The sequence below is a fragment of the Rhodospirillaceae bacterium genome, assembly GCA_016712715.1.
Classification (GTDB): Bacteria; Pseudomonadota; Alphaproteobacteria; order Dongiales; family Dongiaceae; genus Dongia.
Genome location: JADJQM010000001.1, coordinates 437,773 through 454,184 on the forward strand (window position 1 = coordinate 437,773; position 16,412 = coordinate 454,184).

Below are 16,412 nucleotides of genomic sequence, written 5' to 3' on the forward strand. Positions count from 1 at the left end.
CGGGTCGAGGTCCTCAGACGACAATCTGGGCCATCTGGTTGCTGACTTCGACGATCGCCTGGTGGATGCCATCATCATAGCTGTAGGTGGTGAAGTCGGCGCCCTGTTCAGTCACCGTCCAGCTATGGCCGCCATCGCCCGTCAAGGTGAGCGCGTCACCAGCTTCGCCGAGGATGGTGAGATGGTGGTAACCATCTGTGAGATCCAGCACGTCGTCGATCGAAATCGAGACCTTGTTGTTGCCGGCCCCTAGCGCATCAAGTACTTCGACATTGTCCAGCTTCTGGGCGTGGCTGTGGTCGAAGCTCATCCCGGTCTGGGCAAGATGCACGGTATCCTCGCCGGCACCCATGTCGAACGCGCCAGACAGGCCCTTGTTGAGATGCAATGTGTCGTCGCCCGATCCGAAATGATCCATGCCGTTGAGCTCTGAGACGGAAATCTCGAAGGTGGCGCTGACATGCACCGCGACGTCAGCCACATTCGACAACGTATTGTCGGTATCCACCGCCTGATAGGTGATGGTGCGGTCGCCTTCATCGGTGTTGGCGGTCGAGAAATAAGTGTGGTTGAGAAAATCCTCGAAGGTGTCGACGCTCTCCGCGCCACTTTTTGCCGTCACGGTAAAGACGGTATCGTTGCCGTTCTGGCTGGCCTGGACGTCAAACAGGGCGTTTGCCGGCAGATTCAGCGTGTCGCCGGCATGGAAACCGGCTGTCGTGATGATGACGCTGGCAAGGTGTGTGCTGTCGACATCGGAGAGGTCGACAGTGGGCTGCGTCGCAGTCTGGGTCAGCTTGTTGACGTTGTACTGGCCGATATCGACACTGATGACCACATCCTGATAGTCGCGGTCACCACCACCGGCCAGATCCTCGAAGCCGACATAGAGCTTGCCGTCGGCCTTGGCGGGAACGCCTGACAGTGTGTGCTCGATATCCTTGCCGACGCTGTCGGTGTTGAGTGTCTTGTCATGGGTGAAATAGATGTTGCCGGCGAGCGGCTTGCCACTAACCAGAACCTGGCCGTTGCCATTGCCGTCCACCTTGAAACTGAGCTGGCTGTTGATGGCATCGAGATCCTTGGCATAGTCGTTGCCCTTGCGGTCCACACCAGCGACACCCTTCAGCAGGTTTTGGTTGGTGCCTTTGCTGGCACCATCGGCGATGAAGAAGAAGCCGAGCTTGGTATCAGCCGGGAGGTTGCCGAGCGAGATTTCCATCGGCTGGCTGTTGCCGAGGAAATCCTTGGCCAAAGCGCCGCCGACGACATTCTCTTTGGCCTGCGTGGCATCGAGCCACAGGAATTGCAGGCTGTCGGGGTCGATCTTGCCGTCGATGTCATAGGCATAGACGCCGACCATGGACTTGTAACCGGCACCTTCTGACACGAAGCCGACCTTGACCTCGACGCTCTCCGCCAAGGTCAGGTTTTGGGCGCTGACGCCGTTGATCATGCTGGGGTCGATGGCGCGACCTTCCTTGCCGCCGGAGGTCAGATAGTCGCCGACCTTCATGTCGCCGATCGGGTTCTGGTCGCTGCTGACGCGCGTGATATGGAAATCGACCGAGCCGCCTTCGGCGACGATCACGGGTCCTTGCGGCCCGACGGCTTCCGGTGCAGCGGCCTCGACGATCTCATTGTCCGGGTTCGTATCCAGGCGCTGATAGTGCAGTTCGGTCTGCTTGAGACCGCCGATAGCGGTAAAGCCGCCGATGCCTTCCTGGCCTTCGAAGGTCGCAAACCGCCCACCGCCGCTGTTTACCTCGGAGCCGGGAAGATCCGTGCTGGCCGGTGCGCCCGCTGCCGTTTGAAAATTGGCCAGCGCATCGGTGTTGCCGGCAAGTAGGTCAGTGAATTGTGCGACCGGAATGGTGGTACCGTCGGGGAGGGCGACTTGTTCTGCGTCTGTCAGGTCCTGGGGTGCACCCTTCTGGTTGCCATTGGCATCAAAGAACACCAGACGGGTGCCGTCGATTTCGACCATGTAGTTACCGATTTTGACCAACTGCGCCATGGTGGCGGCCTTCCTCATGATTGTCTGAGGAGAGAGTTATACCGACAGCCCTCAAAGCATAGTGACGAACGGCCCCATTCCGCATACGCACGTGTGTTGATCAAGTTGGAATCGCCGAAAAACCCCGTATGTCCTCGCGCATTAACCTCTTGATAACGGATTTGCGTCGAATTCGCCTTGGGTTAGGGACGAATTTACACGTGCATTTAGCTTTCAAACGGCCGCAGCAAAGCTCGTGAAATGATGTGCCGCTGGATCTCGGAGGTGCCGTCCCAGATCCGTTCCACACGCGCATCGCGCCAGAAGCGTTCGATGCCGGTCTCCTCCATCAGCCCCATGCCGCCGAAGATCTGCACGGCCTTGTCGGTGACCCGCGCCAGCATCTCGGTCGAGAACAATTTGGCGATCGCGTAGTCCTGGTCCTGCACCATGCCTTCGGCCGTCTTCCAGGCCGCCTGCAGCACCAGGAGGTTGGCGGCCTCGATCTCGGTCGCCATGTCGGCAAGCTTGAACGAGACGCCCTGGAACTTGCCGATCGACTGGCCGAACTGCTTGCGGGTGGCGGCCCATTGGGTGGCCATCTCCATCGCCCGCTGGGCGCGGCCGACGCATTGCGCCGCCACGGTCAGGCGCGTGGCGCCCAGCCAGGTGTTGGCAACGTCAAAGCCGTGATGCACCTCGCCCAGTACCTGGCGCTTGTGGACCCGGCAGTTCGAGAAGACCAGTTCGCAATGATGGAAGCCGCGATGGCTGACCGAGCGCGAGCCCATATGGACGTCGAGCCCGGGCGTGTCCTTGTCGATGAGGAAACTCGTGATCAGCTTCTTCGGGCCGCGCTTGGTTTCCTCGACGCCGGACGCCGCGAAAAGGATGATGTAGTCGGCGACATCGGCATAGGAAATGAAGTGCTTGGTGCCATTGAGGATGAAATCGTCGCCATCGGCCTCGGCGCGGGTCTTCATCGAGCGCACGTCAGAGCCTGCATCTGGTTCGGTAATCCCAAGGCATTCGATGCGCTCGCCGCGGATGGTCGGTAGCAGATAGCGTTCCTTCTGCTCGTCATTGCAGGCGCGCAGGATGTTGCTGGGGCGATGCACCGCATATTGCAGGGCAAAACTGGTGCGGCCCAGTTCACGCTCGAGCAGGGTGAGGGCGAGATGATCCAGGCCACCGCCACCCAGCTCCTCCGGCATGTTCGGCGCATAGAAGCCGGACTTGATGGCGCGTTCGTGGATCTGGTGAATCAGCTCCGGGCGCACCTGGTCCGTCTTCTCGACCTCGTTCTCATAGGGCACGAGTTCCGTGTCGACGAAGGCACGCATCGCCTCGACGAGCATCTGCTGCTCGCTGGTCAATCCAAAGTTCATGTCCGTCAACCCTTCTTAGGCGGTAATGCAATCGAACGGCCCATCTGGGCCGGCTTGTCTCGCTTGGCGTGTTCGGCCGTGATCGCTTCGATCCTGGAGAGCACCGCCGGTTGGAGCGGAGCCACCCGTGGCCCGGTCATGTCCATGGAGAGCTGCATCTGCTCGTTGGTTGCAACCGGCTCATCGTCGTCGCCGCGATACATGGTGTGGAAAATGTGGAGGCGCTTGGCATCATGCCCGAGGAAGGTCGTCTCGACACGGACTTCAGTGCCGACCTTGACCTCTTTCAGGTAATTGAGGTGCAGCTCGGCCGTGAACAGCGAGTGTTTGGTGCGCTCCCGCTCCGCCGCATCGAGCCCGATCTGGTCCATCACCGCATCGGTCGCGTGACTGAAGATGACCAGATAAAAGGCGTCGTTGAGGTGATTGTTGTAGTCGGCCCATTCGGGCCGGACCACCTCGCGATGCGGCTTGAGGTCGATCGTGCGGAGCGGGGCGCTCATCCCTTAATCCTCGTACTTCCAGCCATGCTTGGCCTTGGCTTCGGTGACGGCGTTGATGACGCTGATGATGCAATCATCACGCAGGCGTTCGAGCGACTTGATCGAATGCGTGCCGGCCTGCTTCTCAGTCCCCTCGACGATCTTGTCGATGAGGTCCTCGGTCAGCGGCGGGGCCTTGAGATGCGTCGAGGGCAGGTCCCGCGCCGGGCCGAACTGTTCCATGAAGTGCCGCATGCCGGCTTCGCCACCGGCCATGTGATAGATCATATACATGCCGAAGAACGACCAGCGGATGCCGAAGCCGAAGCGGATCGCGTCATCCAACTCGCCGGTGGTGCAGTAGCCGTCTTTCACCATGTGCAGACCTTCGCGCCACACGGCTTCGAGCAGGCGGTCGGCGAGGAAACCCGGGACTTCCTTGCGCACATGCAAGGGTCGCATGCCGAGGCTCTTGTAGAAAGCGATCGCGGTCTGCACCGCTTCCGGCGAGGTCCATTTGCTGGGGCAGACTTCGACCAGCGGCAACAGATAGACCGGGTTGAACGGATGACCCACCAGGCAGCGCTCGGGGTTCTTTGCTTCCTTGTAGAAATCCGACGGCAACAGACCGGAGGTCGATGAGCCGATGATCGCGTCAGGCTTCGCCGCCGCCGTCACCTGGGCATGTAGCTTGGTCTTCAGGTCTTCGCGTTCTGGGGCGCTTTCCTGGATGAAATCGGCGTCGCGGACAGCCTCTTCGACGGTGGCCACGAAGGTGAGGCGGCTCTGCGAGGCGCCGGGCTTCAGTCCGACCTTCTCCAGGGCGGGCCAGGCATTGGCGACATTGGCGCGCAGCTGTGCTTCCGAGCCCTTGCCCGGATCCCAGGCGACCACGTCAAGACCGGCGGCGAGGAAGCGCGACGCCCAGCCGCTGCCGATGACGCCGGTGCCGATGATGGCGCATTTCTTGATGTTCGAGATCATGTTTGTTCGTCCTTGCTGGGATTAGCCGCGGGCCTTGAGGCCGAGCTTCTTGCGGCCTTCGGCCGGGGTGAGGGGCCGAGCGCCGAGGCGCGTGATGATTTCGCAGGCGCGCTCGGTGAGCGATCCGTTCGAGGCAGGAACGCCCTTGTCGAGCCAGATATTGTCCTCGAGCCCGATCCGCACATGGCCGCCGAGCAGCATGGCCTGCGCCAGCATCGGCATCTGCATGCGACCGATGCCGAAGCCCGCCCAGATGGCGCCTACCGGCAGATTGTCGACCATCGCCTTCATCGTCGTGGTGTCGGCGGGGGCGCCCCAAGGAATGCCGAGGCAGAGCTGGAACATCGGGTGATCACCCAAGAGGCCTTCCTTCTGCATTTGCTTGGCAAACCACAGATGGCCGGTATCGAAGATTTCGAGCTCCGGCTTCACGCCCAGTTCCATCACCTTCTTGGCGCCGGCGCGCAGCATGTTCGGGGTCGAGATATAGGTGTAGTCGCCATCGCCGAAATTGAGCGTGCCGCAATCGAGTGTGCAGATCTCCGGCAGCAGGGCCTCGACATGCGCAAGACGGGTCATCGGTCCGACGAGATCGGTCGCCTTGCCAAATTTGAACGGGTCTTCGCCGGCGCCGATCTCAAGGTCGCCACCCATGCCGGCGGTGAGGTTGATGATGACGTCAGTGCCGGACGAGCGGATGCGGTCGACCACCTCGCGATAGAGGTTCACGTCGCGGCTACCCTTGCCGGTATTGGGATCGCGCACATGGCAATGCGCCACCGTGGCGCCGGCCTTGGCGGCTTCGATGGCGGCGTCTGCGATCTGCTTCGGGGTCACCGGAATGGCCGGGTGCTTGCCGACGGTATCGCCGGCACCGGTGACGGCGCAGGTGACGATCACTTCGTAGTTCATGGCTGGCTCTTTCAGTTGCGGCACAAGATTCTTGAATGGCCGAGATGCTGGCTTGGGCAGGTCTAAACGGGTTGACGCATTTCGACAAGCGCTTGATCAAATACGTCACGCTCATTCTCTCGCATTAGCGAAGAACGGGCATGATCCCCAAGGCGGGGCGGCGTCGCTCGGCGCTTGGCGCCTTGCCGGCCCAGCCATGATAACTGCGCGAGAAATGCGCCGCCGACCCGAAACCGCAGGCCACCGCCACCTCGACGATCGACATATCGGTATATTGCAACATCGAGCGCGCTCGCTGCAGCCGCAGATCGAGGTAATAGCGGCGTGGCGACATGCCGAAATAGCGGTCGAACAGCCGTTCCAACTGGCGCAGCGACATGCCGGCAGCCTTGGCGAGGGCGGCACTCATGACAGGTTCCTCAAGGCGCGATTCCATCAGCTTGATCACACGGGAGAGGCCGGCATGGCTGATGCCCTGGCGTTCCTTCGGTTCCATGCGCTGCCGGTCGCCAGGCCCGCGGATCTCCGGATGGATGAACTGCTCGGAAACGGCCGCGGCGATGCGGTGCCCATGCTGGCGGCGGATCATATGCAGCATTAGATCGAGTGCCGACGTGCCCCCAGCGCAGCTCAAGCGGTTGCGGTCGATGACATAGAGCGAATTCTCCACCTCGACCTTGGGGAAGGATTCGCTGAAGCTGTCGAGGCTCTCCCAATGGGTGGTGGCCCGGTAGCCGTCGAGGAGGCCAGCGCGCGCCAGCAGGAAGGCGCCGGTATCGATGGCGCCCAGCTCGATCCCGGCGCTGTTCTGGCGCTGCAGCCATTGCTTCAGCGCCGGATCGAAATGTCTCAGCGGGTTGAAACTGGCGCAGATCACGATCATCGGATAGCTGGGGTGCTTCGAAATGGCATGATCCGCCGCCAGTGACATGTTGTTGGATGCCGTGACCGGATTACCATCCCGCGACAGCACTTCCCAGCGATAGAGCTGGCGCTCCGCCATGCGGTTGGCGACCCGCAGCGGTTCGACCGCCGAGACGAACGCCATCATTGAAAAGAGTGGCATCAACAGGAAGCCAATCGTCATGGTCTGGTCACTGGCGGGGGCGGGCGTCATGCTGGGGCAATCTTGCTGGTTGATAGCTTGCTACTGGTCGAATTTGGTTGTCGGCACCGATGATGCAGTGTCGAATACGCCCGAAGCAAGTGGTGGGGCAAGGCTTGGATGGGGACGGCATGACGAGTGAGAGTGCGCCGGCGGACCCGGTGGTCGCTGCCTTTATCGCTGATTCCGACGCGGTTTTCACGGCGGCCTTTGATGCCTTGCCGATGGGGGAACAGCGTTCGTTCTACGATGCTTTCTGGCGGCGTTACCATGCTCCACGCCCGCTCGGCGTCTCGGTCGAGACAGTCATGATTCCCACGGATGCCGGCGCCCGGCGCGCCTTGCTCTATCGGCCGCCGCACCGCTGCGACACCCGAGGGCTGCTCCCGATCGTCGTCTATTTTCATGGTGGGGGCTGGATGCTGGGGTCCCCGGAAAGCCATGATCTGCCGGCGGCGCGCCTTTGTGCCGAGGCCAGGGTGGCGGTCCTCAGCCTCGACTACCGTCTGTCGCCGGAAAGCGTCTTCCCGGACGCGTTGATGGATTGTCTGGCTGCGGTGCACTGGGTGGCGAAGTCGGGCAGGGCGGCAGGGCTCGACCCGGATCGGTTGGCCGTCGCTGGCGACAGTGCCGGGGGCACCTTGGCGGCCGGGCTGTGCCTTTGGATCAGGGATCATGGCGGTCCGAGGATTGCGTTTCAGCTTCTGATCTATCCAGCGCTCACCGCGGAGGTCGACCCTGGTCGATCCGGCGGTGTGTCGGCCGAGGCGGTCAGTCACTATTTGTTGGGCTATTTCGGTGGGCAGGACCTCGCCAACAACGCATATGCAATGCCGCTTTCTGCCAAATCTCTCGCCGGACTGCCGCCGGCTTTCATTGCAACGGGTGGTTTGGACCCGATCCAATCCCACGGCAAACTTTATGCCCAACGCCTGGGTCATGCTGGCATACCCTGCGGTTATACTTGCGGTTTCGGGCTTCCGCACACTTACCTTCGCCTCGTCCACAGCTCCGCCGCGGCAGCACGCGAACTCACCGCCTGCAGCAGCGCGGTCCAGCAGGCTTTGGCGCCGCAGCAATCGATGGCCTCTTGAAATAATCCAATTCAATCCGGTCATTGTGTCGCATAGCAATGACGGGATGTCGTAATTCATCAAGAATTCTTGCCGCAGCACGCTGATGATGTGTTTACTAAAAGAAATTTTGGAGCCGATGCCTGTGAGCATTGGCCCGTTCAACAGGGTTCGCCGCCGGTCGGCATGGGGTCGGTCGGTTCGGCCGTTAGGGAGAGTATAGAATATGAATCAATGGGAAGAGTTGCAGCAGGCCGCTTTCAGCAAGCGTGTCTCGCGGCGTGACTTCATGCGCCGTGCCACGGCGCTGGGTATTTCGACGGCATTGGCGACCGGCGTGCTCAGCCGTGCCGGCTATGCGCAGGAGCCCAAGAAGGGCGGCACCTTCAAGATCGGTCTGGGCCATGGCGCCACGACGGATTCGCTTGACCCCGCGACCTATCCTGACCAGATGACCGGGACCGTGGGTTGGGGCGCTACTGGTAACAGCCTTACCGAAATGGACACGGCCGGCAACATCGTCGGCGATCTGGCCGAGAGCTTCGAACCCTCGGCTGATGCCAAGCAGTGGGTCTTCAAGCTGCGCAACGGCGTCACTTTCCACAACGGCAAGACCGTCACGGCGAACGACGTCGTGCAGTCCTACTTGCATCACATGGGCAAGGACTCAAAGTCGGCCGCCAAGTCGATTCTGGAATCGGTCGAGGAAATCAAGGCGGACGGCGACAACGTCGTCTTCAAGCTGAAGGGCGGCAATGCCGACTTCCCCTTCTATGCCAGCGACTACCATCTCAAGATCATGCCGGCGAAAGACGGCGGCGGCGCTGACTGGGAATCGGGCATCGGTACCGGCCCGTACGCGATTGAAAAGTTCGATCCGGGTGTTGGCGCCAAGTTGAAGCGCAATGACAACTTCTACGGCAAGGCCTATTTCGACGAAGTCGAAGTCAAGGTCATCGTCGACGTCGCTGCGCGCACCAACGCTCTCACTTCGGGCGAAATCCACTTCATGGACCGTTGCGATCTCAAAACCGTCAACCTCCTGAAGAAAAACCCGGACATCAACGTCACGGAAGTTACGGGCTATGGCCACTACATCTTCGTGATGAACGTGACCCAGGCGCCGTTCGACAATCCGGACGTTCGCAATGCCCTGAAGAACGCCATCGACCGCGATGAAATCGCCAAGAAGGTGTTCCACGGCTATGCCACCGCTGGTAACGACAACCCGATCGCGCCGTCGGTGCAATACGCGATCAACCCGGAACCGATCCACACCTACAACCCGGAACTGGTCAAGGAACTGCTGAAGAAAGCCGGCATGGAAGGCCTCACGGTTGACCTGTCGGTGTCCGACGCGGCCTTCTCCGGCGCGGTCGATGCCGGCACCTTGTTCAAGGAAAGTGCCGCCAAGGCCGGCATCAACATCAATGTCATCCGCGAAGCGTCTGACAGCTATTGGGACGCCGTCTGGTTGAAGAAGCCGTTCGTGGCTTCTTACTGGAACGGTCGCCCGACCTGCGACTGGATGTTCACGACGGCCTATGCCGCCGAAGCCGCCTGGAACGATACGTTCTGGAAAAATCCGCGCTTCAACGAGCTGCTGGTGGCCGCCCGTTCTGAAACGGATTCGGCCAAGCGTGGCACGATGTACGCCGAGATGCAGCAGTTGCTGCATGACGATGGCGGCCTCATCAACATCGTCTTCAACAACTATGTCTCGGCGCATTCCAAGGCGGTCGCTCATGGCGACTTGCTGTCGAACTGGGATGTCGATGGCATGAAGATCGCCTCGCGCTGGTGGATGGCGTAACACCCGAAAAGTGAATGGGTCGGGCTGCGGCCGTTTGGCTGCAGCCCGACCTATGCACATTGGGGAAATGCTCACGACTTCGTGGATCGCTTAACTAGGGAACATCGCCATTGGTGATGGGGGACGTGATGCATCCAATCGCACGAACGATTCTTCAGCGGCTGGGACTGGGTCTGCTGACCCTGTTCATCGTGTCGATCGTGATCTTTTCCCTGGTGAGCTGGCTGCCCGGCGACTTTGCCAAGGCCATCCTGGGCCAGGCCGCGACGGAAGAAACCGTGGCTGCGTTCCAGAAGGAGATCGGCCTCGATAAACCGCCGGTGCAACGTTACGTCGAGTGGATCGGCAATGTTGTCCAGGGCGAATTCGGATCGTCCTTCGCCAGCCGCGTCGGCTACAAGCGCACCGTTGCCGAGCTGATCGCGCCGCGCCTTGCCAACACCCTGTTCCTGGCGAGCCTGACGGCCGCCATCGCGGTGCCCCTGGCCCTGGCGCTCGGCATTCTTGCCGCCCTCTACCGAAATTCGCTGTTCGACCGAATCGTCAACTCGGTGACTTTGACGACGATCTCTATGCCCGAGTTCTTCATGGCCTATCTGCTGATGCTGTTCCTCTCGGTGAAGCTCCGCTGGCTGCCGGGCCTGGCCTCGGTCGATGCTGAGACCGAATTGCTGGAACGCATCACGCGCTGCGCCTTGCCGGCGCTCACCCTGACCTTGGTCATCGTCGCCCATATGATGCGCATGACTCGGGCGGCCATCATCAATCTGCTGGCCAGCCCCTATATCGAGATGGCGCGCCTCAAGGGCATGAGCAAAAGCCGTGTCATCCTGCGCCACGCGCTGCCCAATGCCTGGGCGCCGATCGTCAATGTCGTGGCCTTCAACCTTGCTTATCTGGTCGTGGGTGTTGTCGTGGTCGAGGCGGTCTTCACCTATCCTGGCATCGGCCAGCTGATGGTCGATGCCGTGACGACCCGCGACATCCCGGTCGTGCAGGCCTGTGCCCTGATCTTTGCCGCGACCTACATCATGCTCAATCTGACCGCCGATATCATATCGATTGCGACGAACCCGCGTTTGCTACATCCGCGATGAGGATGGGCATGGGGATCACGGGGAAGGGACCGGGGAATGGCTGAAGCTCTGACGGAAATCAAGATCCCGCGTGCACGACGATCAAAGACGGCGGCGGCCTTGCGGGAACTGAAGAAGGCCCCCTGGAGCGCCTGGTTCGGGCTCATTGTCCTGTTGGGCTATATCTTCGTGGCGCTGTTCGCACCGTTGATCGCACCCTACAAGGAATCCGAGATCGTTGGCGATTCCTACATGGAATGGAGCGCGCTCTATCCGTTCGGAACGGATCAGCTCGGTCGCGACATGCTGACCCGCATGATCTATGCCGCCCAGAACTCCATGGGCATCGCCTTCGCCGCGACCATGTTCTCGTTCCTGACTGGCGGTATCCTCGGCATTATGGCCTCCATCCTGCGCGGCTGGTTCGACCAGGCCGTCAGCCGTTTCATCGATGCCCTGATGGCGATCCCCAGCTTGATCTTTGCCTTGATGATGCTGTCCATCCTGGGGTCGACCGCAATCAACCTCATTATCGTCATCGGTGTGGTTGATGCGACCCGCGTCTTCCGCCTGACCCGCGCCGTTTCCATGAATGTGGTCTCCCTCGATTTTGTTGAGGCGGCGCGCCTGCGCGGCGAGAAGCTGCCTTGGGTCGTGTTCCGCGAGATCGTCCCAAACATCCTGCCGCCGCTCATCACCGAGTTTGGCCTGCGCTATTGCTTCGTGTTCCTGACCATCAGCTCGCTCTCCTTCCTGGGGCTGGGCCTGCAGCCGCCGACCGCTGATTGGGGCCTGATGGTGAAGGAGAACGCGACGCTCATTACCTATGGCGACATCACGCCGCTGTTGCCGGCGGGCGCCATTGCCTTGTTGACGGTCGCGATCAATTTCGTGGTCGACTGGTTCCTGCACAAAACGAGCGGGTTGCGCGATGGCCAATGACAATGTGAAGCGACCGACCCGCGAAAAGGGCGAGATCCTGCTTGAGATGCGCGACCTGCGCATCGAGGGTGAGAGCGATGATGTCTGGCACCAGATCGTGAAGGGTGTCGATCTCACGCTCCGGCGCGGTGAGGTGCTGGGGCTAATTGGTGAGTCGGGTGCCGGAAAATCCACCATCGGCATCGCCGCCATGGGCTTTGCCAGACCGGGCTGCCGCTTCAACGGCGGCAGCATCACCTTCGACGGCATCGACCTGATGAACGCACCAGAGGAAGTGAAGCGCAAGATGCGCGGCTCACGCATTTCCTATGTGGCGCAAAGTGCGGCGGCCTCCTTCAACCCCGCGCACCGGCTTATCGACCAGACCATCGAAACCGAGACCCAGCACGGTATCCGCGATACCCAGGCCTCGATCGCCGATGCCAAGGATCTCTATGGCCGGTTGCGTCTGCCCAATCCGGAGTCGATCGGCTTTCGCTACCCGCACCAGGTATCCGGCGGCCAGTTGCAGCGTGTGATGACGGCGATGGCGATGACCTGCCGCCCCGACCTCATCATCTTCGATGAACCGACCACGGCGCTTGACGTCACCACCCAGGTCGAGGTGCTGGCCTCGATCCGTGCCATCGTCGAGGAGTTCAATACCGCGGCGATCTACATCACCCATGATCTTGCCGTCGTGGCGCAGATGGCGCATCGCATCATGGTCCTGCGCCATGGCAAGCTGGTGGAGGAGGCGCCGACCCGCGAAATGCTGGCGGCACCCAAGGAAGCCTATACCCGCTCGCTCTGGGCCGTGCGCAAGCTCGCCAAGGAAGAGTCGACCACCGACGACCTCATCCTCCAGGTCGATCATGTCGATGCCGCCTATGGCAATGCTGTGAAGATCCTGGATGACGTCTCGATCTCCGTCCCGCGCGGCCGCACCGTGGCCGTGGTCGGTGAATCAGGTTCGGGTAAGTCGACACTGGCCCGCGTCGTCACCGGCCTGCTGCCGCCCAGCAAAGGGTCGGTCAAATTTAACGGCGTCGATCTGCCGCCGGCTTTGGCGCAGCGCGACAAGGAAAGCCTGCGCCGCATCCAGATGATCTATCAGAGCCCGGACACGGCGCTCAACCCGCGCCACCGGGTCTATGACATCATCGGTCGACCACTGACCTTCTATCACAATCTGCGCGGGAAGGCGCTCGAGGACCGGATCGTCGAACTGCTGAAGATGATCGAGCTCGACGAAAGTTACATCGACCGGTTACCCGGCGAGATGTCGGGCGGCCAGAAGCAGCGGATCTGCATCGCCCGCGCGCTCGCCGCGGAGCCCGATCTCATCATCTGCGACGAGGTGACCTCGGCGCTCGATCAGATCGTACAGGAAGAAATCCTCAAACTGCTTTTGCGTCTACAGGCGGAATTCGAGATTTCCTACCTCTTCATTACCCATGACATCGCCACCGTCCGCGCCATCGCCGACGAGATTGTGGTCATGAACCAGGGCAAGGTGGTACAACAGGGCCTCAAGACCGAGGTTCTGTCACCACCATATCCGGCCTACACCGAATTGCTGCTGTCATCTGTTCCGGAAATGGACCCGGACTGGCTGACGACTCTCCTGCAGAAGCGGGCGGCCAAAACCAAGTGAGCATCCCCTCATGGCCGTCGCCGTCGATCTGCCGCTGAAAGTCGAAGTCACCGAACATCTCTGGATTACCTTGAAGGACGGCTGCCGCCTCGCTGCGCGCCTTTGGCTGCCGCAGGGTGCCGACAAGAAGCCGGTACCGGCAATCCTCGAGTACATTCCATATCGCAAGCGCGACGGCACGCGTCAGCGCGACGAGCCGATGCATGGCTACTTCGCCGGCCACGGCTATGCGGTCTTGCGCGTCGACCAGCGCGGCTCGGGCGACAGCGACGGGTTGATGTGGGATGAGTATCTTCGCCAAGAACAGGATGACGCGCTCGAGGTCATCGATTGGATGGCGGCGCAATCCTGGTGCAACGCCCATATCGGGATGATGGGCAAGTCCTGGGGCGGTTTCAACTGCCTGCAGGTGGCAGCCCGCCGGCCCAAGGCGTTGAAGGCGGTGCTCTCGGTCTGCTCGACCGACGACCGCTATGCCGACGACATTCACTATATGGGCGGTTGCCTGCTCAACGACAATCTGTGGTGGGGCACCATCATGCTGGCCTATCAGGGCCGGCCGGCAGATCCCGAATTGGTCGGCGCCGGTTGGCGCGACCAGTGGCGTGAGCGGCTCGACAACATGCCACTGTGGCCGGCCTTGTGGCTGAAGCACCAGCGCCGTGACGCTTATTGGGAACATGGCTCGATCTGTGAGGATTGGGATGCGATCCAGGCGCCGGTCTATCTCATTGGCGGCTGGGCGGATTCCTACACCAATGCCATCCCGCGCATGCTGAGCCATCTGAAAGTGCCACGCAAAGGCATCATTGGCCCCTGGGCGCATATCTATCCGCAGGACGGCACGCCCGGACCAGCGATCGGTTTCCTGCAGGACGCGGTCGCCTGGTGGGATCGCTGGCTGAAGCATCAGGAGAACGGCGCCGAGAAGGGACCCATGCTGCGCGCTTGGGTGCAGGATTACATGGCGCCGGACACCACGCGCCACGCCCATCCCGGCCGCTGGGTGGCGGAGGAAAGTTATCCCTCGCCCGGCATTGCGCCCGAAGTTCTCTATCTCAACAAGGACGGCCTGTCCGGTATCGGCGGCACGGAGGAGAGCCTGCATCTCTGTTCGCCCCAGCATGTCGGCATGGTCGGTGGCGAATGGATGGGGGCCGGCTGCATCGGTGAGATGCCGGGCGACCAGCGCCTCGACGATGTGGGCTCGCTCGTCTTCGACACAGAACCGCTCAAGGAAGCGATGCAGGTTCTGGGCGCGCCGGAACTCGAACTGGAATTCACCAGCGACAAGCCGGTGGCGCAGCTCTGCGCGCGGCTCTCCGACGTGGCACCGGATGGCAAGGCGCTCCGTGTCAGCTATCAGGTGATCAACCTCACCCACCGCGACAGCCATGCCAATCCGACGGCACTCGAGCCCGGCAAACGCTATCGCTTCAAGCTGGTGCTCGGCGCCTGCGGTCACCGCTTTGCCGCGGGTCATCGCATTCGCGTGTCGCTCTCCAGCGCCTATTGGCCGCTGATCTGGCCGGCGCCGGAGGTGGCGACCCTCGGCATCATCGCCGGTGTCAGCCGCCTCACCCTGCCGCACCGTCGCCCGCAATCGACCGATGGCAACGAGCCATTCGAGAAGCCCGTGGCTGGTAGCGCAACTCCCATCACGCAGGTGAGCGAGGGCAGCGTCAAGCGCGAGGTGATCTTCGATCTGGTCGGTGGCGGCGTCACCAATATCACCGATACCGAAGGCGTGTTCGGCGAAGGCCGCCAGCGCTTTGATGATATCGGCACGGAAGTGCTGCACAATATCCGCCGGGAACTCCACATCGCGCCCAACGAGCCGCTCTGTGCCTCCTATGTCTGCAAGCAAAGTTATGTACAGGCTCGGCCCGGCTGGGACATCCGCATCGAGGTCACCTGCCGCATGACCGCGACGCATGATGATTTCATCATGATCGCCGAACTCGATGCCTATGAAAACGGCGAGCGATTCGCCAGCCGCAACTGGCGCGAAGTCGTGAAGCGGGACCTAGTATAAAGCTAACTTCAGAGTATCCGTCATGCCCGGACTTGATCCGGGCATCCACTCTCTCAACTGCATCAGTGGATCCCCGGGTCAAGCCCGGGGATGACGATGCGGTAGACGTTACGGCTCCACCGGCGTATCGCCAGGCATGCCCCATTCGGCCCATGACCCGTCATAGACGGCGACATCGCGGTGACCGATGAGGCTGAGGCCCAGCGCCAGCACACATGCCGTGATGCCGGAGCCGCAGGACGTCACCACCGGCTTCTTTGGGTCGATTCCGGCCGCCGTGAACTTTGCCTTCAGCGTATCCGCGTCATGGAATGTCTGGTCCGGCTTAAGGAGCTGCGTATAGGGCAGGTTCCTAGCGCCCGGAATATGCCCGGCGCGGCGGCCCGGCCACAGCTCCGGCTCGGTCGCGTTGAACCTGCCGCTGGCTCTTGCATCCAGCGCCTGTTCGCGCTGGCTGGTGATGTTGGCCAGCATCTGCGCCTTGTTGCGCACCTGGGTATTGTCGAGGCGCGCGCTGAAATGCCGCTCACGCGGGGTCGGCAGATTGTCATCGACCGGCCTTCCTTCCGAGAGCCATTTCGGCAGCCCTCCATCAAGGACCGCCACTTCCTTGGCGCCGAACAGGCGGAACATCCACCAGACGCGCGCGGCACTCATCATGCCGGTGCCGTCATAGACGACGATGCGGTTGCCGTCGCCGATGCCGAGCCGCCGGACGCGCGAAGCGAATTTTTCCGGTGCCGGCAGCATGTGCGGCAGTGTCGTGTCCTTGTCGGCGATGTCGTCGATGTCGAAGAACACGGCGCCCGGAATATGTCGTTCGTCATATTCGGCGCGGGCATTCTTGTTCTGCATCGGCAGATAATAGGTGGCATCTACCACGCGCAGATCCGGCTGGGAGAGATTGGCCGCGAGCCACTCGGTTGAGACGAGATATTGCGGGTTGGCAAAGCTGCTGGTCATGGATGGC

13 protein-coding genes are annotated in these 16,412 nt (G+C 61.5%); 6 read left to right on the top strand and 7 right to left on the bottom strand.

Translation table 11 applies throughout. The features are described from left to right. Window positions 1–13: 13 nt before the first annotated feature. The 6 genes from IPK59_02225 to IPK59_02250 form a co-directional block, all read right to left on the bottom strand. The gene (locus tag IPK59_02225) at window positions 14–2,017 is read right to left on the bottom strand and encodes a DUF4114 domain-containing protein (protein MBK8157645.1); all 2,004 of its coding nucleotides are present in this window, start codon (window positions 2,015–2,017) and stop codon (window positions 14–16) included. 206 nt (window positions 2,018–2,223) lie between these two features. Beyond that, on the bottom strand, window positions 2,224–3,384 hold the full coding sequence (locus tag IPK59_02230; protein ID MBK8157646.1) for an acyl-CoA dehydrogenase family protein: 1,161 nt from the start codon (window positions 3,382–3,384) through the stop codon (window positions 2,224–2,226). Between the two features lie 5 nt (window positions 3,385–3,389). Then, a complete protein-coding gene (locus IPK59_02235; GenBank protein MBK8157647.1) occupies window positions 3,390–3,887 on the bottom strand; it encodes a thioesterase family protein in 498 nt (165 codons plus the stop codon). Between the two features lie 3 nt (window positions 3,888–3,890). Then, complete coding sequence (locus IPK59_02240; protein ID MBK8157648.1) at window positions 3,891–4,850, bottom strand: L-carnitine dehydrogenase; 960 nt, start codon at window positions 4,848–4,850, stop codon at window positions 3,891–3,893. Between the two features lie 21 nt (window positions 4,851–4,871). Then, window positions 4,872–5,762, bottom strand: a complete 891-nt coding sequence (locus IPK59_02245; GenBank protein ID MBK8157649.1) for a 3-keto-5-aminohexanoate cleavage protein — start codon at window positions 5,760–5,762, stop codon at window positions 4,872–4,874. A 124-nt stretch (window positions 5,763–5,886) separates the two neighbouring features. Next, window positions 5,887–6,849 (bottom strand): GlxA family transcriptional regulator, encoded by a 963-nt coding sequence (locus IPK59_02250; GenBank protein MBK8157650.1) that lies wholly within the window; start codon window positions 6,847–6,849, stop codon window positions 5,887–5,889. Between the two features lie 149 nt (window positions 6,850–6,998). Between IPK59_02250 and IPK59_02255 the strand changes: the two genes are divergently transcribed. The 6 genes from IPK59_02255 to IPK59_02280 all read left to right on the top strand — a co-directional run bounded on the left by IPK59_02255 (window position 6,999) and on the right by IPK59_02280 (window position 15,442). After that, the gene (locus tag IPK59_02255) at window positions 6,999–7,961 is read left to right on the top strand and encodes an alpha/beta hydrolase (protein MBK8157651.1); all 963 of its coding nucleotides are present in this window, start codon (window positions 6,999–7,001) and stop codon (window positions 7,959–7,961) included. A 205-nt stretch (window positions 7,962–8,166) separates the two neighbouring features. Continuing rightward, a complete protein-coding gene (locus IPK59_02260) occupies window positions 8,167–9,753 on the top strand; it encodes an ABC transporter substrate-binding protein (GenBank protein ID MBK8157652.1) in 1,587 nt (528 codons plus the stop codon). Between the two features lie 128 nt (window positions 9,754–9,881). Then, window positions 9,882–10,850, top strand: a complete 969-nt coding sequence (locus IPK59_02265; protein ID MBK8157653.1) for an ABC transporter permease — start codon at window positions 9,882–9,884, stop codon at window positions 10,848–10,850. Window positions 10,851–10,886: 36 nt separating this feature from the next. Beyond that, window positions 10,887–11,771 carry an ABC transporter permease gene (locus IPK59_02270; protein MBK8157654.1) on the top strand — a complete coding sequence of 295 codons (885 nt, stop codon included), beginning with the start codon at window positions 10,887–10,889 and terminating at the stop codon, window positions 11,769–11,771. Continuing rightward, window positions 11,761–13,407 (top strand): ABC transporter ATP-binding protein, encoded by a 1,647-nt coding sequence (locus IPK59_02275; protein MBK8157655.1) that lies wholly within the window; start codon window positions 11,761–11,763, stop codon window positions 13,405–13,407. Before IPK59_02270 ends, IPK59_02275 begins: the two co-directional genes overlap by 11 nt. A gap of 34 nt (window positions 13,408–13,441) precedes the next feature. Continuing rightward, window positions 13,442–15,442 (top strand): CocE/NonD family hydrolase, encoded by a 2,001-nt coding sequence (locus IPK59_02280; GenBank protein MBK8157656.1) that lies wholly within the window; start codon window positions 13,442–13,444, stop codon window positions 15,440–15,442. A gap of 108 nt (window positions 15,443–15,550) precedes the next feature. Here the strand turns inward: IPK59_02280 and sseA are convergent, their stop codons facing one another. Beyond that, a complete protein-coding gene (gene sseA / locus IPK59_02285) occupies window positions 15,551–16,405 on the bottom strand; it encodes a 3-mercaptopyruvate sulfurtransferase (GenBank protein ID MBK8157657.1) in 855 nt (284 codons plus the stop codon). Window positions 16,406–16,412 lie beyond the last annotated feature (7 nt).